The following is a 21394-nucleotide window of genomic DNA, read 5'->3' as shown; positions in this document are numbered from 1 at the left end:
TACTTCATGTACAACCATCATTTTAAAGGCGAAGCTATAATCACGTTGTGTGCGTTTAACTCGTTGTTCTTGTGCATGTTCCATAAAATAAGTCTCTTAAGGTGTAAACTTATTTCAGGACGGGACATTGTTTAATATAAAAAAAGCTTAGATAAATCTAAGCTTTTTTCCTTAAAAATCAAATTATTCGCCAGAAAGTGAACATTCAAAGTTGGCTTTATCGACAGAGCAACGCGCACGTTTCAGTACCGACATCATGCTGGCATCATAGATTCCACGCTTGGTCATATCCATACGCCCTTCACGTAATAACTTCTGGTACTTGGTTTTATCTTCTGCACTCAGATTCAGCTTATATTTCGCTGGAATACCAGCTTCCAGACGATTAATCATCGCCATGCTCTTAGGCAGGTTTTTAATGAACCAGTCACGAGACTTCTGACCAAAACCAGCCGGGAATTTTTCCGGACGAATCACAAAGTCAGAGGTAACATGCAGTACCGGGAAGTTAAACATCGCACCACTATTGCCCAAACCTTTATAGATTTCGAGTGGCTTGTACGCATACGCCGGTGCGCCCACCATATCGACCTGACCATTATTAAACTTGGCCACGAAGTTGGATACATCAGACACTACAGCCTGAGCACCTACACGTTGAACCATGATTTTTTGCGCATCATCATAGCCAAGAACGGCGAACTTCTTGCCTGCCGCTTTTTCAATGGAGTTGATATTTTTGTCACGCACAAAGATAAAAGCTGAACCTAGTGGCGCAATCCCAGCCACCTCATATTTTTTACCACCCATGGTCGTGACCATTTTAGCCGCATTACGCTTATCCAAAGCGAAGCTAATCGCACGCTGTGCAATGGCATTACTTGGAGCACCACCTAAGGCATCGATTGAACCGGCAAACTTGTTGTATTGACGGGCACGCATGGCGGTCATGAATACACCATCACATTTGCCAGCCTTAAAGTCATTGTCAGCGACGGCTTCATCCTGACGGGCGATCAGATTAATATCTGCGCCCCAGCCTTTTGCTGCCAGCGCCCATTCCTGAGCCATCTGGAAAGACTCGCCAGATTTACCAAGTAGGTCAAACACACAGATATCGACCTTTTCTGCATGTGCCACACCTGCAAAACCAAATGCAGAAAATGCAGCCAATGATAAGAGTGTTTTTTTCATTTTAGTTATCCTTTGAAATCTTGTTGTTAGCTGAGTGTCCGTACACGCGTCAAATATTAAGCAAATTTATTTCAAAAAAATAGAGCATTTACTCCAGATAAAAGCCGTTTTTTGGCCTATAAAGATAAATGAGCTTTATCCGATTTCCTTTATTCGATTTTTTTATAAATATATCAGTATCTTAATATTTTAGCTTAGCTACTTTGAATTACATTTCCTTCGATGTAGTTACAAAGATATACATGATTTTAAAACTATTCACCACTAATTGAGCACTCAAAATTGGTTCTTTCCACAGTACAGCGTGCCCGTTTTAATACCGTCATCATGCCAGCATCATAGATGCCCTGTTTGGTTAAATCCATACGCCCTTCACGCAGAATTTTCTGATAACTGACCTGTTCCTCACGGCTCAGGTTCAGAACATATTTACGCGGGATTTCTGCTTCCATCCGTTTTACCATCGCGAAGCTGCGTGGTAACTGCTTAACAAACCATTGTCGGGAATTGGCTGCAAACTGTTCCGGAAATTTATCCGGTCGAATAATCAGATCTGCCGTGACATTGACCACCGGAAAGTTAATCATGGCTCCTTTTTGGCCCAGTCCTTTAGTCACTTCGAGAGGTTTAAAGGCATAAGCGGGCGCTGCCACAATATCCACTTCACCCTGATTAAATTTACGGATGAAATTGGAAATTTCCGAATTTACCGGTACAGCTTCTACCCGGTTCACCATAATGGTTTGGGCATAGTCATAATGCAGCACAGCAAACTTCTTGCCCTTAATATGTTCTAGCTTGTTCATATTACGATCACGGACAAAGATATAAGCAGGACCAATCTGGCCAATACCGGCTACTTCAAATTTTTCCTTGCCAATCTGAGTGGTCATGCGCTTGGTATTACGCTTATCCAGCACATAACTCACCGCTTTCATGGCAATGTCATTATTAGGAACGCCGCCAATGGCATCAATGGAGCCTGCAAATTTGTTATAAGCTCGCGCGCGCATGGAGGTCATATAGAAGCCATCGCATTTTCCGGCTTTGGCATCCTGATCGACTTTGGCTTCATCCTGATAAGCAATCAATTGAACCGTAGCCCCCCACTGCTTGCTGGCCAATGCCCATTCTTCCAGCAGTTTGAAGGATTCACCCGATTTTCCCAGTAAATCAAATACACAGATATTGACTGGGGCAGCATGTGCACTCGAAGCCCATAGGCCCAGTGCAGATAAAATTAAAAATCCTTTTTTCATTTTTATTCTACTCAATATTATTATGAGCCTTGATGGCTCTATCTTTCGGTTTTTAAACAAAATAGAGTATTTACTCAAAACATAGTTCATCATATATGAATCTATAAATTTTTAAAGCCTGAACAGGATAAACTGCAACGAAGATTTTTTGTTTTCTTCCGGCTTTCTATTAGAATAGCGGCATTCTCTTTTGCTCTTGTTAGTAAGTTCAATGATTCAGTTAGACCAAGTTTCGTTACGCCGTGGTGGGCGAGTGTTATTTCAAAAAGCCTCCATGCAGCTTCATCCCGGCTGGAAAATTGGTTTAACCGGCGTGAATGGCGCAGGAAAATCAACCCTGTTTGCGGCTCTTTTAGGTGAGCTCAGTGCAGATGAAGGTTCACTAACCCGTCCATCCGTGTGGACCGTAGCGCATATGGCTCAGGAAATTAAAGCACTAGATATGCCGGCCATTGATTTTGTTCTGTCAGGCGATGAAGAGTATTGGAATATACAGGCCAAACTTGCGCATCCAGAACAGCTGTCCGATGCAGAACTGGCACAGCTACATGGCCGTTTCGACGAGATTCATGGCTATTCTGCACCATCAAAAGCAGCTCAGTTAATGGCCGGTCTGGGCTTTATGGATCATCAGATCCGTCTGGATGTTTCCAGTTTTTCAGGCGGTTGGCGGATGCGACTGAATTTGGCCCGTACCCTGATGAGCCGTTCCGACCTGCTATTACTCGATGAACCAACCAACCACTTGGATCTGGATGCGATCTTGTGGCTCGAAGATTGGTTAAAGGCGTATGAAGGCACTTTAGTGCTAATTTCGCATGACCGTGATTTTCTGGATGCTGTGACGGATCATATTCTGCATATCGAAAATCAGGAACTCACCCTCTATACCGGCAATTATTCAACTTTTGAAGTGACCCGTAGTGAACGTCTGGCGCAACAGCAACAAGCCTTTGAGAAACAGCAAGAAGCCCGGGCACATTTACAAAAATTTATTGACCGTTTTAAAGCCAAAGCGACCAAAGCACGTCAGGCCCAAAGTCGGATCAAAATGCTGGAGCGCATGCAGGATCTCGCCCCTGCTCATGTGGATACACCTTTTACCTTCAGTTTCCGTGAACCGACCAAAATGAGTTCACCACTTCTGGCCTTGGAACAGGCGGAAATTGGTTATGGCGATAAATCGATTGCCAGCAAAATTAATCTGCAAATCACTCCAAATTCACGTATCGGTTTATTGGGGATGAATGGTGCGGGTAAATCAACCCTGATCAAAACCTTAGTCGGAGATTTGCCGTTATTAAATGGTCAACGCAAGGCCTCAGAATTACTCAATATTGGTTATTTTGCCCAGCACCAGATGGATGCTTTGGACGCTAATGCCAGCCCAATGCTACAACTGGCGCGCATCGCCGATCCAAAAATCAGTGAAGCTTCTTTACGTTCTTTCCTCGGCAGTTTCGGTTTTAGCGGTGAGCGCATGGATACCCCATGTGAGAGTTTCTCTGGGGGTGAACGTGCACGTTTGGCTTTGGCTTTAATTGTTTGGCAGCGTCCAAATGTACTGATTCTGGATGAACCGACAAACCATCTGGATCTGGATATGCGCCATGCCCTGACTATGGCTTTGCAGGATTTTGAAGGTGCGGTGGTACTCGTTTCGCATGAACGTCAATTGATTGCGACAGTATGTGATGAATTGCTGTTAGTACATGCCGGACGTTGTACCGAATTTGAGGGTGATTTGCAGGACTATGCCAAATGGTTACGTGAAGCGCGTCAACAGCAGATCAATGCACAGAATGCCTTAGCCAAAGCACAGGTAGTAGAAACAGAAGCTAAACCTGTGGTGGTAGCCAAAGTAGATAAGGAAGCACAGCGCAAACTGGCCGCTCAGCGTCGTGAGCAGACTCGTCCGATTCGCAAGAATATCGAAAAATGCGAAGCGCAAATTGACAAGTTACAACCACGTCTGGCAGAAATTGAAGAATTGCTGGCAGATAGCGCTTTATATGAAGCTGCACGTAAAGATGACTTGCTGAAACTTATGAACGAGCAAACTGAACTGAAACAGAAACTGGAAACTGCCGAAGAGCAAATGCTAGAACTGATGATGGAGCTAGAAAGTTTGGAGCAATCTTTTCAGGAAGGTTAAGTTTTAAACCTTGATTCAAATCTTAGAGATTAGCTGCAACTGGAGCTAATCTCTTTTTTATACTTTTTATATATTGCTCTCTCCATCTTTTCCCTGATTTTTTTATCGAAACCGTTTTTTGACATATTTTGTAGTGAATTACGCAAATCCTATATAAGTTTATTTTTTAAACACTCGGATGTCTTATTTCATACATTAATTTACAGCGATTTCTTGGCCCATAAGGCTCTAATAAAAGTGTTTTTTATTTTTGGCAGCCTTGATACGAGTCTGTTTAATGTTGAACTAGAGAGAGGAAATCCGCATGCGTGCTCTTACCTATCATGGTGCTCGGGATGTACGAGTTGAATCCGTTCCAGATCCAGTGATTCAGGAACCAGATGACGTCATTTTAAGGGTGACAGCGACTGCCATCTGTGGCTCAGATCTGCATCTATACCGGGGTAAAATCCCGGCCACTGAAGATGGCGATATTTTCGGCCATGAATTTATGGGAATTGTAGAAGAAGTCGGCCCTGAAGTCACAGAAGTCAAAAAAGGCGACCGGGTAATTATTCCTTTCGTGATTGCATGTGGTCACTGTTTTTTCTGTGAACATGAACTGATGGCTGCCTGTGAAAATACCAATACTGGCCGTGGTGCAATTATCAATAAGAAACAAATTCCACCAGGTGCGGCTCTGTTTGGTTATAGCCATTTATATGGCGGTGTACCAGGCGGACAGGCTGAATATGTTCGTGTGCCTAAAGGTAATGTGGGCCCATTTAAAGTGCCAGGATCATTACCGGATGAAAAAGTCCTGTTTCTGACTGATATCTTGCCTACTGCATGGCAGGCTGTAACCAATGCCCAGGTCACTCGCGGCTCCAGTGTTGCGATTTATGGTGCTGGTCCAGTTGGTTTACTGTCGGCTGCCTGCGCACGTATGCTGGGTGCCGAACAGATCTTTATGGTCGATCACCACCCTTACCGTCTGCGTTTCGCCCATCAAACTTATGGTGCAATTCCAGTGAATTTTGATGAAGTCGATGCAGCTGAATATATTATTCAGAATACTGCCGGTCATCGTGGTGTTGATGCCGTCATTGATGCGATTGGTTTCGAGGCCAAAGGCAGTTTGCTTGAAACTGTGATGACGAATCTAAAAATTGAAGGTTCGAGCGGCTTTGCCCTACGTCAATGTATCGCCGCAGTACGCCGTGGTGGTGTGGTGAGTGTGCCAGGCGTATATGCTGGTCCAATTCATGGCTTCCTGTTTGGTGATGCCTTCGATAAAGGCTTGACCTTTAAAATGGGTCAAACACATGTACATAAATTCCTGCCACAATTACTTGAATATGTAGAAAATGGCCAGCTGTCTCCAGAAGTGATTATTACCCATCGCATGAAACTGGAAGAAGCTGCTGAAGGCTATCGTATTTTCGATAAACGTGAAGAAGACTGCCGCAAGATTATTCTGACCCCATAAATACAATCATTAAAAAATAGAAAGCGCCGTTAGGCGCTTTTTTTATTTTTGATCACCATTTTATAAACCATACTTTTTCTATTTTCAGTTTTAAAAGTTCAGATCTATTGCCTGTTTATCAAATGAACTGGCACTAGGTCACGTGATGATCCAGCTTAAAGAAACTAAGCTATAGAAGTAAAAGTTAGAAAAATCTATAACCCTATGATTCATTGACAAAAAATGAAAGTTCACTTGATTATTAAATTAATTGTGTAGTTTAACTACAGTGAAGATCTTTATAATTAAAACATGTTCCACGCTGATTATTAATTAAATCTACAATATCAATATAAGCTATTAATTTTTAGCTTGTTTATATAATTTTTCCATTAAAAACAGATAAAAATTCACCTGAACTGGTCACTTTTAAAAACAGAGAATATATAGCTCTAACCAGTCTTTTAAATTCAAAAACCCATTTTAAATTTAAAAACACTTATCCACAAGATAGAGAAATTAAATTTAAATTTAAATTTAAAAAATTAAGAGATAAGAAAGACAATATAACTTGTGGATAAATACTATCTTATTCACATAAAAAAATATGGATAACTTTGCAGTTATCCACACGATTTATCAGGGTTTAAGCAAGACTTAAAACAACACTATTCAAATATTTTTAGAAAATTTCGAAGTAACTTAATAAATCATTGAAAGTTTAGGATTTCAAAAATCTAAGTTCTAGAATTTTCCATTCATCCTCTAGCTTCCAGATCTCTTGAAGACGCTGTTTATTATTTTCCAGTCCAATCAAGATCCGGCATTCAGTCTGGTCTTCATTGTACTCGTATTCTTCATATTCTATGTCTGGCTTCAGCGGTTTCCATACGCCGTTTTGTACCGCATGAGCAATCCGGTCATAACGCAGATAACTACTTTCTACGCGACCTTCCTGTTCAAACACCACCTGAAAGTCCTGATGTTCATAGTGGCGCAGCACATCATAGTCGCCACTGTAGAATGCATTGGCCCAGATCTCACGTATTTCTTCAAGCTGGCTATCCATGGATAAACCTCTTTATAAATAAGACTTGATTCTACTGAACCAGGCTTTTTTGAAACCTAGTATCAGCAGATCATTGGTCTAAAAACTGCTTAGATTAAAATTATTCTAAACAGTTCATCTGGCATTAATAGAAAATTTACGTAAAAAAAGCGCCTTAAAAGGCGCTTTTTCGTTTCGATTTATTCCGATGGATCAGGTATCAATATCGGCATTCAAGGCATTTTCTTCAATGAAGGCACGACGTGGTTCCACATCATCCCCCATCAAACAAGAGAACATGCGGTCTGCTTCAATTGCATCCTGCACCGTCACTTGTAGCATGTTACGGTTTTCCGGATCCATCGTAGTTTCCCACAACTGGTCCGCGTTCATCTCACCCAGACCTTTATAACGCTGGATCATCATGCCGCGGCGAGAGTCTTGCAGAATGTGCTGCCAAACCTGATGGAAACTGCTGACCTGAATCTTGCGCTCACCTTTCTGTAAATAAGCACCCTCTTCAAGCAGCGTGAACCAGCTTTTCGAATTTTTCAGTAAACGTGCATATTCACTTGAGCTGAGCAGGCTAGCATCTAGCAGGTAATGATGCGGCAGGTTATGCACATAAATTGTAATCCGTGGTAACCAGCTTTCTACGATCTGGCCATCAACATCTTTTTCAAAACGTTCCAGACTCAATTCAGGACGTAAACTTGGCTGGATTTTTTCAATCGCTGCACGCAGGTCTTCACCCCAGGTTTCCACATAAGCTTTATCTTCCAGCTGATCCAGCTTGAATGCTTCCAGTGAAATCAACGCATCCAGCAAGCTTGCAGGATAACGTACAGTTAAACGTGCCAGACTCTTTTGTGAAGTTTGATAATCGGTAATCACATTGGCCAGAGCTTCCCCACGAATCGCAGGGGCATCAGCACTGATATGCAGTTCCAGCTCATCAATCGCATTCGAAATCAGGTAAGTTTCCAGTGCATCATTGTCCTTGATGTACTGTTCCTGTTTGCCTTTTTTCAGCTTGTACAGCGGCGGCTGTGCAATATAGATATGACCACGTTCCACCAGTTCCGGCATTTGACGGAAGAAGAAAGTCAGCAGCAATGTACGAATGTGTGAACCATCCACGTCAGCATCGGTCATGATGATGATTTTGTGATAACGCAGCTTGTCCGGGTTATATTCTTCACGACCAATACCACAGCCGAGTGCCGTAATCAGCGTACCCACTTCTGCAGAAGAAATCATACGGTCAAAACGGGCACGTTCCACGTTCAGGATCTTACCTTTTAGCGGCAGAATTGCCTGCATCTTACGGTTACGGCCCTGTTTTGCAGAACCGCCCGCAGAGTCACCTTCGACCAGGTACAGTTCAGATAAAGCTGGATCTTTCTCTTGACAATCCGCCAGTTTACCTGGAAGACCGGCGATATCGAGCGCACTCTTACGACGGGTCATTTCACGTGCTTTACGCGCCGCATCACGGGCACGCGCTGCATCAATGATCTTGCCAGCGATTGATTTAGCCGCCTGTGGATTCTCTAACAGATATTCAGAGAAGGCCTTGTTCATGGCCTGCTCGACGGCAGATTTCACTTCACTCGACACCAGTTTTTCTTTGGTTTGTGAAGAGAATTTCGGATCAGGCACTTTTACTGACACAATGGCAGTCAGACCTTCACGCGCATCATCACCTGAAACCACAACTTTTTCTTTTTTCAGGATATTTTCACTGTCCATGTAGTTATTTAAACCACGGGTCAGTGCTGCACGGAAACCGGCTAAGTGAGTACCGCCATCTTTTTGCGGGATGTTGTTGGTAAAGCAGCGTACATTTTCCTGATAAGAATCATTCCATTGCAGAGCAACTTCTACACCAATGCCATTTTCCGCCTGAGTGGTGAAATGGAAAATGTCATTCAGGTGGGTTTTACCTTGGTTAATGTACTTAACAAACTCAGCCAAACCGCCTTCATAGTCAAAAATGTATTCGGCATTGATACGTTCGTCACGTAATACGATTCGTACACCTGCATTCAGGAAGGACAGTTCACGTAAACGACGTGCCAGAATATCGACATTAAAAATGGTCTGGCTAAAGGTTTCAGCACTTGGCCAGAAACGCACGCGAGTACCGGTCTTATCGGTCTCACCTACTACTTTTAACGGGAATTGTGGGTCACCATGACGGTATTCCTGTTCATGGATTTTACCGGCACGATGAATAGTTAATTCCAGTTTTTCTGACAACGCATTTACTACGGATACACCTACACCGTGCAGACCGCCAGAAACTTTATAGCTGTTATCATCAAACTTACCGCCAGCATGCAGAATGGTTAGAATCACTTCTGCAGCAGACACGCCTTCTTCAGGGTGAATGTCGGTCGGAATACCACGGCCATTGTCTGATACTGAAACTGATTCATCTTCATGAATAGTCACTAAAATTTCATCACAGTGACCTGCCAGCGCCTCATCAATCGAGTTATCTACGACCTCGAAGACCATGTGGTGTAAGCCGGTACCATCGTCTGTATCACCAATGTACATGCCTGGACGCTTACGTACTGCGTCTAAACCACGTAATACCTTGATGCTAGAGGAATCATAAGCTTTTTCAGTGGTTTGTTCTGTTTGAGAAGCAGCTTGATCTTCTGAACTCATGGTTTCTCCCTAGTGAAATATAGGTTTATCCAAAGATAGGTAAAAATTTAAAAACTATTGCACAACAACTTGAACTGTACCGTTTTCAACATTGAATAACTGATATGAGATAGACAGATCATGTAGGTGCTTTTGTACTGATTCATGGTCTAAAGTGGTAATAAAAACTTGACTACCAAGCTGGCTCAATCGCTCAATTAAACGTTGTTGTGCGGTTAAATCTAATTCTGCTGTCACATCATCTAATAATACCACAGTTTCCTTATTACAAGAATGCAGCATTGCGATTTGCGACAGTTTAAGTGCCATCATTAAAAGCTTTTTTTGTCCACGGGACAGGATCACATCAGCATCCCCCAAAGGGGTCTTGATACGCAAATCTGCGCGATGTGGACCATATTCGGTATAGCGTCGTTCCACATCTTTATCATGATGATTGGTCAGGTCATTCAGCAGGCCGTTTTCGCTGTGAAAGCCAGGGCTGTATTCCAGAGAAATCTCCAGATCAGGCAGTAGATGCTTGAGATCATCCTCAAAAAATGGCTTCCACTGTTCCACGATGCCGACACGCTGGGAGTGCAAAATCTCGCCATACTCACTCAGCATCTGGTTCCACGGTTCCAGATCAGACAAACTTAGAAAACGTTTGGATTTAAGCAGACTGTTCCGCTGTTTTAAGGCTCGTGAATAATATTGCCAGGCATGATAAAACTCTGGTTCCACGTGGAACATTAACCAGTCCAATAACTGACGACGTGGTTTGGCGCCATGATCGATAATATCGGTACTTTGTGGATCAAGCAGTTGTAAGGGCAACATTTTAGCAAGCTGGCCTTGAGTCGCAATCGCATCGCCATTGACCTTAATCAGCTGTTCCCCGCTGGCCATTTTTTGCATGCCGACTTTTTCAGTTTCCGATTGGGCGAACACAATCGCATCCGAGGCACCATGCTGAATGTAATTTTTCGGGATATGGGTACGAAAGGAACGCCCTGTGGCCAGTAAATGAATAGCTTCCAGTACTGAAGTCTTGCCTGAACCATTCTGGCCATAAAAAACATTAAACGGTTGCAATCCCTGGAGTGCAACCGTTTTTAAATTTCGTACACGTTCAATATGAAGACGCGTAATATGCATAGCGTTGGCTTAGCTCAGCTGTCGCTTAGACACGCATTGGCATCACGACATAGGTCTGATCGGTATGAGACGGATCCTGAACCAGCACAGACTGATTCGCTTCAGTCATGGTCATCGATACATCTTCACCGTCCAGTACCCCTAGCACTTCAATCAGGTATTGCGCATTGAATGACATTTCCAGTGGTGCATCTGCATACTGGATGGCCAGATCTTCAATCGCCTCATCCTGTTCCGGGTTATTGGCACGAAGTTGTAATGAACCGGCATTAAAGTTCAGGAATACGCCACGTAGTTTTTCATTACTCAAAATAGCCACGCGTTGTAAAGATTGCTTAAACACGTCATGCGCAATAATCACATTCTTGTCGCCACCACGTGGAATCACACGGCGGTAGTCCGGGAATTTACCGTCAATCAGTTTCGTAGTGAAACGAACTGTGATATCGGTCTGTTCTTTATCACGGCTGGCCATGCGAATGGTCACATTCAATAATTCACGACCAATCAGCAGAGAAAGCTGCTCATCTTCAACGCTTAATAAACGTTGCAATTCAGCGACTGCCTTACGTGGAACAATGGCTTGAATCGGTTGAGTTGCTGTCGATTGTGCTGCTGTTTCACACAGTGCCAAGCGGTGACCATCTGTCGTTACCGCACGAAGCTGATTGGCGTCAATTTCAAGTAAAGTACCGGTCAGGTAGAAACGCACATCCTGCACTGCCATTGCGAAAGCCGTTTTTTCAAACAGACGCTTTAATTCGCGCTGAGTCACAGTCACTTGCGTGCCTTGAGTATTTTCAGTATTCAGTAATGGATAGTCATCCGCAGGCAAAGTACCGAGCACAAAACGACTATTTCCAGATTTCAGGATACAACGCTGGTCATCGGTAATTTGCAGGTCGATCAGGGCTGCTGATGGCAAAGATTTACAGATATCAATCAGCTTACGTGCTGGAACAGTGGTTTCACCGGCTTGCAGGCATGCACCTTCAGCCAACTGTGTGCTGGCAACCAGTTCCACTTCCAGATCCGAACCAGTGACGGTCAAAGCTTCAGCAGTCACCTGGATTTTCAGGTTTGAAAGAATATTTAAGGTATGGCGACGTTCAACCGCTCCTACGACATGTGAGAGAACATTCAGTAAGCTTTCTTTCGCGATTTTTAAACGCACGGTACATTCCTCTAAAGCTGAAGATTAATAAGATAAAAGTTGAATTTTTAGCAGTTAACTATGCGGCAAAACAGGCCGCATAGCAAGAACAGAATTTGAGCGTTTTAGGTCAACTCTGCAACAGGCGTTGCAGGTTTTTATAGTCCTCATTGAAGATCGGATCTTCTTCACGCAAGCTTTGCACTTTTTCGCAGGCATGCATGACTGTACTGTGATCTCGACCACCAAAAGCCATACCAATTTCCGGGAAACTGTCTCCAGTCAGTTCACGTGCCAGACCCATTGCAAGCTGACGTGGACGGGCATAAATACGGGTACGTTTTGGACCTACCAGCTCTTTAAGCGGAATGCGAAAATACTCACTCACTACACGCTGGATATTTTCAGTACTGATGGTACGGGCACGAATTGCGAGGACATCTTTCAAAGACTCACGTACCACATCCAGATCAATCGGCGTTCCTTTAAAACGCGAGATCGCTACCACTTTATTTAGCGCACCTTCAAGTTCACGTACGTTCGCCACTACTTGTTGGGCGATAAATAGCGCACAGTTACGTGGTAAATCTACACCGGTGTTCTCGGCTTTTTTTAGCAAGATTTCAATGCGAGTTTCAATATCGGGTGGTTCCACACCCACAGAAAGTCCCCAGGAAAAACGTGAAACCAGACGTGGATCCAGTTCTGTCAATTCTTTAGGGTAACGATCCGAGGTTAGGATAATTTGCTTCGATTCATCCAGCAACGCGTTAAAGGTATAGAAAAACTCAACCAGACTGGCTTCTTTACCTGCGAGCAAATGAATATCATCGACTAGCAAAAGATCCAGTGAACGGCAGTTTTTCTTAAACTCTTCAACCTTGCCCTGTTGTAGGGAACTGACAAAATCCTGCACAAAGCTTTCTGCAGTCATATACATCACGCGGGCATTGGGTTTTGCCTGTAATAATGCATTTCCGACGGCCTGCATCAAGTGGGTTTTACCCAGACCAGTCGGACCATATAAAAATAGCGGGTTATGCTGTGAAGCCCCAAGTTGGGTTAACACCTTACGGCAGGTTTCAGCCGCCATCTGGTTAGAACGGCCTTCAACAAATAACGAGAAGGTAAATAAAGGGTTCAGCTGACGTTTACGGCTATTTTTGCCTGAATCTTCTTTTTCTTTCTTAGGACGCGGTGCTGGCGCAACCACAGGTGCAGATTCCAAAGCCGCTGTTGTCGTCGCTGGCTGTTCACTGGCAGATAAAATTGCACCTGGGCGGGAATCCACCAGAATTTCAACTTTACGTACGCGACCTTCAGATAGCTGTTCGGCCAAAATCGAAATCAGTTCCAGATGATGTTCTTGAATGTAGCGCGTCCAATACGGATTAGGTGCATAAAGACGCAGGGTATCGTCCAGCTCTTCTGCAACCAACGGGCGAATCCACATTGTAAAGACATTTCCAGAGAGCTCTTGTCGCAAGCGATTTAAGCAGTCTGTCCAAAGCATGTGAATCCCCTATTCATTCCATTGTTAATCAAAAAGGCTGACCGCGACCAAAGCGGGTCGCCATTCTAACCAAGTTATCCACATCTGTCATGGCAATTTCCACAGATTTTGCGCAAAAAGCAGTCATGGTGGATAAATTTAAATTTAAAAAGCTAATGTGGATAAGTTTATCCGCAAGCTGTGGATAAAATATAGCACAAAGTTATCCACAAAGTATAAAATTAATAAAAACAGTTTTATCCACAAACTAAGTTTTTGTTTATTTAATGAAAAATTAGCTTTTCCACAGAAAAATTCCACCCTAATAGTAATAAATTTAAATTTATAAATTTGAATTTATTTATAAGATTCGGTTCTTTTGTGGATAACTAAGAAAAGTTTAAATTTAAATTCAAAACTCATGAGTTAAATTTAGATTTCACATAAGTTGTGGATAACTATGTTGATATAAGTGTTAATAACTTATATTTAATTTTAAAACAAATAGTTATATTGTGGTTAACTTATATATAGGTATTTGAATACAATTTTTTTAATCCCTATTTACAATTTTGATTTCAGTCTTATTTGAAAAGAAAGTGGCTTTTGCATTGACAGCTCAAGCAATGAGCACTAAAATCGCGGACCTTTATAGAAAGATCATTTTTGGAGTTTCAATATGAAACGTACATTCCAACCATCTGAATTAAAGCGTAAACGCGTTCATGGTTTCCGTGCTCGTATGGCTACTAAAGCTGGTCGTCAAGTTCTAGCTCGCCGTCGTGCAAAAGGTCGTCACAGCTTAACTGTTTAATCAGTTAGGCTTTGCCGATTTTGGGTGTTATGACTACACTTTATAGTTTTGGTACAGAGCTTCGTTTACGCTGTGCTGCAGATTATAAAGGAGTCTTTGATGGTGCGCTTTTTAAAGTGCATCAACCCCATTTCCTTTTTCTTGCAAAACATTCCGAACTGCCAAACAGCCGTTTGGGTTTAGTTGTTGCCAAGAAAAAAGTGCGCCGTGCGCACGAACGAAATCGAGTAAAACGACTTGCTCGCGAAAGTTTTCGCCTGCATCAACAGCAACTAGATGATTTGGATATTGTGGTTATGCCTAAAGTAGGTATAGAAGCGGTACCGAACGCAGAGTTGCATCAGCAATTACAATTTGCCTGGCAGAAACTCAACCGTCTTGCCAAAAAGCATTCCAAAATAGCATCATCCTCCCCACAAAAGTAGAGATGGCCAATGGTACGTTTACTGCATTGGTTAATACGTTTCTATCAGATTGCGATTAGTCCTTTATTGGGACCACGCTGTCGTTATATTCCAACATGTTCTCAATATTCCTTGGAAGCAGTCCATACACATGGAGCTGTACGTGGTGTGTGGCTGGCTACTAAGCGTATTTGCCGTTGTCATCCGTGGGGTGGCTCTGGATATGATCCGGTTCCCCCGAAAGCGATTCGTTTTATTTCATTTCAGCAAATAGATTCTCAAACGCTTCACGTTGCTGTACCCTTTCGTGATCGTTTATTGAACCAAAATCACTCTAACCACTTGGGGTAATACATATGCAACAATGGGCCAGGATTGCAATTCTCGGAGCCATGTTTGTTGTCGCATATTTGCTCATTTTGGCGTGGCAAAAAGATTATGGCAATGCTGAAACCAAACCACAGCAAGAAGCTGCGGTTGTTTCACATGAAGTATCTGCAGATTTGCCAAATGCTCAGACGGCGACGACCGCCTCTGATCTGCCACAAGCAAATATGCCAGCGCAGCAAGCAACGGATGCCACCGCACCTGTAAGTCAGCAGCTTATTTCAGTACAAACTGACCTTTATCATCTTTGGATCAATCCTAAAGGTGGTGATATTGTTCGTGTTGAATTACTCAATCATGACAAGAATAAAGACAGCGATGAACCGTTCGTCATGCTGGAAAGCGATGCGAAACGGACTTATGTCGCTCAGTCGGGTCTGATCGGTCTGAATGGACCGGACAGCAGTCGTAATGGCCGTCCAACCTATGAGTTGGAAAAAACGGTTTATACACTGGCAGATGCCAAAGCCGCTAAAAATAAAGATGGCGAAACTGTCAAAGTACTTTCTGTACCTATGGTCTTTAAAACGGCTGATGGTGTAGAAGTCATTAAAACCTTCAACTTTACTGAAGGTGAATATCCGGTAGTTGTGAATCACAAAGTGGTCAACCGCAGCGGCCAGACCTGGCAAGGTCAGATGTTCGGTCAGATCAAACGTGACAATTCCGAAGATCCTGGTAAATCTGATCAGGGTATCTTCACACTGGGAACGTTCCTGGGCGGCGCTTGGGGTACACCGGATGAAAACTACAACAAGTTAAAATTTGACAACTTTGTTGAAGAAAAACTGAATACCGAAGCCAAAGGTGGCTGGGTTGCAATGGTTCAGCACTACTTCGTGAGTGCCTGGGTGCCAGGTAACCTGAAATTGACTCAAGCCAATGGTGAAGCCTACAGTGCGAAGCTGGAATCACGTAAATCAACTGATAACATGAATATCATTGGTTTTACTTCTCCAACTTTCAATGTGCCTGCAGGCACCGTAGCTGAAATCGATGCGACCTTCTACTCTGGTCCAAAAGTTCAATCGGAGCTGAAAGACCTAGCGACTGGTCTGAACCAGACTGTAGATTATGGCTGGTTATGGCCAATTGCCAAACTGCTGTTTGTTGGTCTTGAGTTCTTCCATGGTCTAGTGGGTAACTGGGGTTGGGCAATCATCCTGTTAACCGTACTGGTTAAACTGATCCTGTGGCCATTGTCGTCGAAGAGCTACCGCTCTATGGCGAAAATGCGTGTGATTGCACCTGAAATGCAACGCATGAAAGAAGAGTTCGGTGAAGACCGTATGCGCTTCTCTCAGGAAATGATGGCACTGTACAAACGTGAGCAGGTGAATCCACTTGCTGGCTGTTTACCACTGTTACTGCAAATGCCAATCTTCCTGGCACTGTACTGGGTATTGATGGAATCTGTAGAACTGCGTCATGCACCATGGATGTTCTGGATTCAGGATTTATCTTCAATGGATCCTTGGTTTATCCTGCCATTGATCATGGGGGCGACCATGTATATTCAGCAGATGTTGAATCCGCAGCCAACTGATCCAATGCAGGCGAAAGTGTTCAAGATTATGCCAGTGATCTTTACAGTATTCTTGCTGTTCTTCCCGGCAGGTTTGGTGTTGTACTGGATTGTGAACAACTTGATCACAATCTTGCAGCAAACACTGATCAACAAATCTGTTGCCAAAGACCGTGCTAAACGCGATGAGGCAACACCAGTCAACTAAGTTGTACTGATGGGCTGAATAAATCCGCTTAAGATGGTAATCTTGAGCGGATTTTTTTTGCTGTATTTTTAAGTTTTTCTAGGTGAATGTTATGCTCGACCGAACTACGATTGCTGCGATTGCAACTCCCCCAGGACGTGGCGGTGTAGGTGTCATTCGCCTGTCGGGTCCCAAGTCTTATGAAATTGCCCAGGCCTTGAGCCAAAAAGATTTGCCTAAAGCCCGTTTTGCCGGTTTTCGCCAGTTCTATGATGCAGCTGGTGAAGTGATGGACGAAGGTCTGGTGATCTGCTTCCCGAATCCGAATTCCTTTACTGGTGAAGATGTAGTAGAACTGCAAGGTCATGGTGGCCCGGTGATTCAGAATGCCCTGTTGGGCCGTTTGCTGGAACTGGGTGCCACTGCAGCCAAAGCCGGTGAATTCTCGATGCGTGCCTTTGAGAATGGCAAGCTGGATCTGGTACAGGCTGAAGCCATTGCCGATCTGATTGATGCGACCTCCCAAGCGGCTGCCCGGTCTGCCGTGCGTTCGCTGCAAGGGGCATTCTCGACCAAGGTCAATACGGTATTGGAACAGCTGATTCATTTGCGTTTGCATGTCGAAGCGGCGATCGATTTCCCGGAAGAGGAAATTGACTTTCTGGCTGATGGCAAGATTTTAAATCTGCTGGATGGCGTGGCGAATGCCGTCACTCAGGTTCAGCAATCTGCACGTCAGGGTCAGTTACTGCGTGAAGGTCTGCAAGTGGTGATTGCCGGTAAACCCAATGCAGGCAAATCTTCCCTGCTCAATGCCTTAGCAGGTAATGAACGTGCGATTGTGACCGATATTGCCGGAACCACCCGTGATGTATTACATGAAAAGATCACATTGAATGGCCTGCCGATTACCCTGACCGATACTGCTGGTCTGCGTGAAACCGGCGATATCGTGGAAAAAGAAGGCATTCGCCGCGCGATTAAAGAAATTGAACAGGCCGATCTGCTGTTGCTGGTTTATGACCTGAGCCAAGGTGATGACCCATTACAACTCGCTCAAGAATATTTTGCCGAACATCTCGAGCCGAAACGTCTGGTCCTGATCGGGAACAAAGCGGATTTGACCGGTGCCGATGCTGTCATGGGAGATTTTAGCGGCTTCCGTCATATTACTGTCTCAGCCAAGCAGGAAACTGGCGTTCAATCGCTCATAGATGCGATTACAGCGCATGTAGGCTTCCAGCCAGAAGAAGATACCTTTATTGCCCGTACCCGTCATTTAGACGCAATGAAGCGCACTCAAATGTATTTGGCTGAAGCTCGTGAGCAACTTGTTGTTTATAATGCAGGTGAACTGGTCGCAGAGTCTTTACGTTTGGCACAGAATGCACTGGGTGAGATTACGGGTGACTTTAGTGCGGATGATTTGCTGGGTAAGATCTTTGGATCATTCTGTATTGGAAAATAATCCTTAAGTTATATAAAAAAGCCCTCAAATGTGGGCTTTTTTATTAGGCTTTTACCTGCAGTTTTTGATGCCATAACCAAAGGATTAGACAGAGTGCACTGATCGCCACACAGAAACTGATCACGGCAAATCCTAAGCCGAAGTGATCAGCCAGATATCCCACCGCGATAATCGGCACAATCGTGCCCAAATAGCCAATAAACAGGTAAGTCTACATCACGGCTGCACGGTTTTGCAAGGTTGTAATCGCATGAATTACACCGAATGCGCCCATCAGGGCAAAACCATGTCCAATCCCGAATAGAATATCACTGGCAAAGAACAAGATACTTGCTTTAAGGATCATGCAGAGAGCAAGACTAACCAAGCTCACCAGCATAATTATCAAGCCAATATTCAGACATTTCTTTGCAGGAACAGCTTTAGCAAAGAACTGCACCACAGCAGAAATCAGCAAAATGCAGGTAATGGCGGTACCACTGACCAAAGGACCATGCCAGGGTAAGATATTCTGCACAAAAGACGGTGACAGTGAAGCAAATAAACTGAAAGCAGCAAAGGCATTAAATGCAGTTAATCCCACAATCATGAACACAGCATGATACTGAGGTTCAGGACGCAGTAATTTCGGTGCAATACTAAAAGGCTGGCGTTCAAAAGCAGGGGTTTTTAGCCAGAATAATCCGACAAAACACAGCACTGCCCCAAGAATAATTGGGAGGTATGGAGTAATTAATGGAGCTTGAGAAAACTGCGCAATTACCCCACCCACAAACGGTCCCAAACCAAAGCCTATGGCCGTCAAAATTGATACTAATTGCGGTGCAAGCTGCTTATGAGTCTCTGGAATGGTTTGCATCATGCCCAGCATTGCTGAAGTCGTCATCAGGCCTGAAGCAATACCAATGATAAAACGACCCACCGACAAAATCAGCGCATTCTCGGCAAAAACTGAAATGACCAAGCCAATGCTAATAAATACCAGACCAATTTGCAGGGTTCTTAAGAAACCAATCGTGTTGCTGGTACGTCCCAGGAATAACAAGGTACCCAGGCAGCCAAACATATAGGCGACAAAAATATAGGTAATCTGGCTTGGGGATAAATGCCAGATCTGTTGATAAATGGGGTAAAGCGGGCTTGCCAGTGCTGTGCCGATAGTACCCATAATCAATGCAAGACTGACCATGGCGAAAGGTCGCCATGAGATATTTTCTGTCATGTAGCTGCCGTAAAAGTTTCACCACATTTTAAAAAGAATGATGTGGAAGAAAGAAGAGAATGGGTGGCAGTGTATCGGTTAGATGAAAAAGCGGTCAATTATCCTGCTGTAAAGAAAACAAAAATGTTGAACTAAACAATCAGCCATAACGTTTTAATAATTTTAAAAACTCAGCCAATTCTTCTTCATTAACCGCAGCTTCCCCAATGACATGCTCTCTTAAATGGGTTTCGATCAATTCATTCATCAAACCGTTTATAGCACCTTTAATGGCTGCAACCTGTTGCAAGACCTGAATACAGCCTGCTTCAGGATTCAGGAGAGACTGCTCTACGGCGTTCATCTGACCTTGCAAGCGCCGTACCCGGTTTAATATTTTTTTATCATCATGTACATGACTCACCATAAATCTCCAAAAATAAATATACTGGGGGGGTATTAATAACAGTTTCCTTTTATGCAAAAACATACCGCCAATTCGCACAGCCATCAATTTGATGAAGGTAATCCACTCGCGCAGAAAAAGATTCTGTTTGCCACGATTCTAACCGCCGTTATGATGGTGCTGGAAGTATTAGGGGGATGGATCTTCCAGTCAATGGCTTTGCTTGCCGATGGCTGGCATATGGGCTCGCATGTGTTGGCCTTGGGGCTGGCTTACTTTGCCTTTGACATCCTCCCCTAGCTAAAGCAAGGGGATTCCTACAGCTAGACGCTTATGCCCAAGCGCAAGAATGTTGAGTGCAGAGTTTCTATCTCTATCGTGGAATGTACCGCATTCCACACACTTCCATTCTCTTATTCCAAGATCTGTCCTACCTTTCGGACTACTGTTAGATATATTTCCACAGCACGAACAAATCTGGGTGGTATAGGCTTCATTGACTTCTTCAAACAACACTCCAGCGTTCTCGCATTTATATCGAAGCATTGTTTTGAGTGCAGAAAAACCTGTGTCCAAAACAGATTTTGCCATTTTGGTTTTCACTAGTTTTCTTGCACTCAAGTCACCTACAATGATTAGTGCATTATTCTTCACCAGCGCTGTGCTGGCTTTATGCAAATGGTCTTTACGACTATTGGCAATTTTGGCGTGTAATGCACGTACACGCTTCTTATTTCTCGCTCGTTGAGCAACACCTAGCTTCTGCTCATAATGGCGATAGTATTTTGGATTTGAAATGACTGTACCATCTGAACAGGTGGCAATATCCTTTAAACCCAAATCAATACCGATGGCTTTGGTTGTGTTAGCTTTTTCCACTTTAGGTGTATCCACCACTAAACACACATACCAACGTCCACGACTATCCTCTACAAAAGAGCCAGTTCTTACTGTGTATTTACTTAAACCGTAGCTATCCCATAATCCAAACTTAATTTTTCCATACTCAACATATCCATCAGCATACTTTAGTCCTGATCTTTTGAATGGTATCCACCCAAGCGATCTTCTTGCTGATTTCTTATTACTGACACGCCATTTGAGCTTTGCTTTTTTAAACTGTTTTCTTCGGGTGACAAGTTCTTCTCTGATCGCATCAACTGTTTGGCTATGCAACCCACACAGCTTCGAAGTTCCTTTAGTGTACTTCGCCATGTCGAATGCTGAAAAGAACTCACCCTTTCTTTTGAGGTGTTTAAAACTTAAATCATTCACATAATTCCAAACAAAATTAACTTCTGATGCTAATTGGTCTAGCACCTTGCAATGTTTGTCTTTTATGCGTAATTTGAGTGTCTTCATCCAATTATTTTAACAGTATTTTTCTTAATAGTGACTATAGTACAAGTATTTAAAACGACCTTTCGTGTCGTTCATG

The 21394-nt window shown here is 43.5% G+C and carries 16 protein-coding genes and 2 pseudogenes; 8 read left to right on the top strand and 10 right to left on the bottom strand.

Annotated elements, in window-relative coordinates; all coding sequences use genetic code 11:
* Positions 1–183: 183 nt before the first annotated feature.
* A complete protein-coding gene (locus FTV12_RS11500) occupies positions 184–1194 on the bottom strand; it encodes a putative solute-binding protein (RefSeq protein WP_004780360.1) in 1011 nt (336 codons plus the stop codon).
* A 254-nt stretch (positions 1195–1448) separates the two neighbouring features.
* The gene (locus FTV12_RS11495) at positions 1449–2453 is read right to left on the bottom strand and encodes a putative solute-binding protein (RefSeq protein WP_180012244.1); all 1005 of its coding nucleotides are present in this window, start codon (positions 2451–2453) and stop codon (positions 1449–1451) included.
* 211 nt (positions 2454–2664) lie between these two features.
* Between FTV12_RS11495 and FTV12_RS11490 the strand changes: the two genes are divergently transcribed.
* Both FTV12_RS11490 and FTV12_RS11485 read left to right on the top strand, forming a co-directional pair.
* Positions 2665–4608 (top strand): ATP-binding cassette domain-containing protein, encoded by a 1944-nt coding sequence (locus tag FTV12_RS11490; RefSeq protein ID WP_180034078.1) that lies wholly within the window; start codon positions 2665–2667, stop codon positions 4606–4608.
* A 304-nt stretch (positions 4609–4912) separates the two neighbouring features.
* Positions 4913–6076, top strand: a complete 1164-nt coding sequence (locus tag FTV12_RS11485; RefSeq protein WP_159124281.1) for a zinc-dependent alcohol dehydrogenase — start codon at positions 4913–4915, stop codon at positions 6074–6076.
* Positions 6077–6776: 700 nt separating this feature from the next.
* On the opposite strand, the gene FTV12_RS11480 is transcribed toward FTV12_RS11485, so the two are convergent.
* The 5 genes from FTV12_RS11480 to dnaA all read right to left on the bottom strand — a co-directional run bounded on the left by FTV12_RS11480 (position 6777) and on the right by dnaA (position 13585).
* On the bottom strand, positions 6777–7124 hold the full coding sequence (locus tag FTV12_RS11480) for a hypothetical protein (RefSeq protein WP_180004171.1): 348 nt from the start codon (positions 7122–7124) through the stop codon (positions 6777–6779).
* 192 nt (positions 7125–7316) lie between these two features.
* Positions 7317–9782 carry a DNA topoisomerase (ATP-hydrolyzing) subunit B gene (gyrB, locus tag FTV12_RS11475; RefSeq protein ID WP_166139278.1) on the bottom strand — a complete coding sequence of 822 codons (2466 nt, stop codon included), beginning with the start codon at positions 9780–9782 and terminating at the stop codon, positions 7317–7319.
* A 54-nt stretch (positions 9783–9836) separates the two neighbouring features.
* Positions 9837–10919, bottom strand: coding sequence for a DNA replication/repair protein RecF (gene recF, locus FTV12_RS11470; RefSeq protein ID WP_179993059.1), 1083 nt, complete (start codon positions 10917–10919; stop codon positions 9837–9839).
* A gap of 25 nt (positions 10920–10944) precedes the next feature.
* Positions 10945–12093 (bottom strand): DNA polymerase III subunit beta, encoded by a 1149-nt coding sequence (gene dnaN / locus FTV12_RS11465; protein ID WP_159124285.1) that lies wholly within the window; start codon positions 12091–12093, stop codon positions 10945–10947.
* A gap of 109 nt (positions 12094–12202) precedes the next feature.
* Positions 12203–13585, bottom strand: coding sequence for a chromosomal replication initiator protein DnaA (dnaA, locus tag FTV12_RS11460; RefSeq protein ID WP_004780349.1), 1383 nt, complete (start codon positions 13583–13585; stop codon positions 12203–12205).
* Positions 13586–14243: 658 nt separating this feature from the next.
* Here dnaA and rpmH point away from each other — a divergent pair.
* The 5 genes from rpmH to mnmE all read left to right on the top strand — a co-directional run bounded on the left by rpmH (position 14244) and on the right by mnmE (position 18349).
* Positions 14244–14378 (top strand): 50S ribosomal protein L34, encoded by a 135-nt coding sequence (rpmH, locus tag FTV12_RS11455; RefSeq protein ID WP_000831329.1) that lies wholly within the window; start codon positions 14244–14246, stop codon positions 14376–14378.
* A 29-nt stretch (positions 14379–14407) separates the two neighbouring features.
* Positions 14408–14803, top strand: coding sequence for a ribonuclease P protein component (rnpA, locus tag FTV12_RS11450; protein ID WP_034706193.1), 396 nt, complete (start codon positions 14408–14410; stop codon positions 14801–14803).
* A gap of 9 nt (positions 14804–14812) precedes the next feature.
* A complete protein-coding gene (gene yidD, locus FTV12_RS11445; RefSeq protein WP_005233127.1) occupies positions 14813–15133 on the top strand; it encodes a membrane protein insertion efficiency factor YidD in 321 nt (106 codons plus the stop codon).
* A 5-nt stretch (positions 15134–15138) separates the two neighbouring features.
* Positions 15139–16902 (top strand): membrane protein insertase YidC, encoded by a 1764-nt coding sequence (gene yidC, locus FTV12_RS11440; protein ID WP_180018422.1) that lies wholly within the window; start codon positions 15139–15141, stop codon positions 16900–16902.
* A gap of 91 nt (positions 16903–16993) precedes the next feature.
* On the top strand, positions 16994–18349 hold the full coding sequence (mnmE, locus tag FTV12_RS11435) for a tRNA uridine-5-carboxymethylaminomethyl(34) synthesis GTPase MnmE (protein WP_180034077.1): 1356 nt from the start codon (positions 16994–16996) through the stop codon (positions 18347–18349).
* Positions 18350–18392: 43 nt separating this feature from the next.
* Here mnmE and FTV12_RS11430 read toward each other — a convergent pair.
* Together FTV12_RS11430 and FTV12_RS11425 are read right to left on the bottom strand one after the other, a co-directional pair.
* A pseudogene (locus tag FTV12_RS11430) lies at positions 18393–19538 on the bottom strand (MFS transporter).
* A 172-nt stretch (positions 19539–19710) separates the two neighbouring features.
* On the bottom strand, positions 19711–19974 hold the full coding sequence (locus FTV12_RS11425; protein WP_034580717.1) for a metal/formaldehyde-sensitive transcriptional repressor: 264 nt from the start codon (positions 19972–19974) through the stop codon (positions 19711–19713).
* Between the two features lie 54 nt (positions 19975–20028).
* Between FTV12_RS11425 and FTV12_RS11420 the strand changes: the two are divergent.
* Positions 20029–20241 (top strand): annotated as a pseudogene (locus FTV12_RS11420) (cation transporter); the annotation flags it as partial.
* Positions 20242–20256: 15 nt separating this feature from the next.
* Here FTV12_RS11420 and FTV12_RS11415 read toward each other — a convergent pair.
* Entirely contained in the window at positions 20257–21318 is a 1062-nt protein-coding gene (locus FTV12_RS11415; RefSeq protein WP_180034076.1) for an RNA-guided endonuclease TnpB family protein, read from the bottom strand.
* Between the last annotated feature and the right edge of the window lie 76 nt (positions 21319–21394).

Source organism: Acinetobacter sp. YH12233, from assembly GCF_013417725.1.
Lineage (GTDB): Bacteria > Pseudomonadota > Gammaproteobacteria > Pseudomonadales > Moraxellaceae > Acinetobacter.
This window is presented reverse-complemented; position numbering and strand designations above follow the sequence as displayed.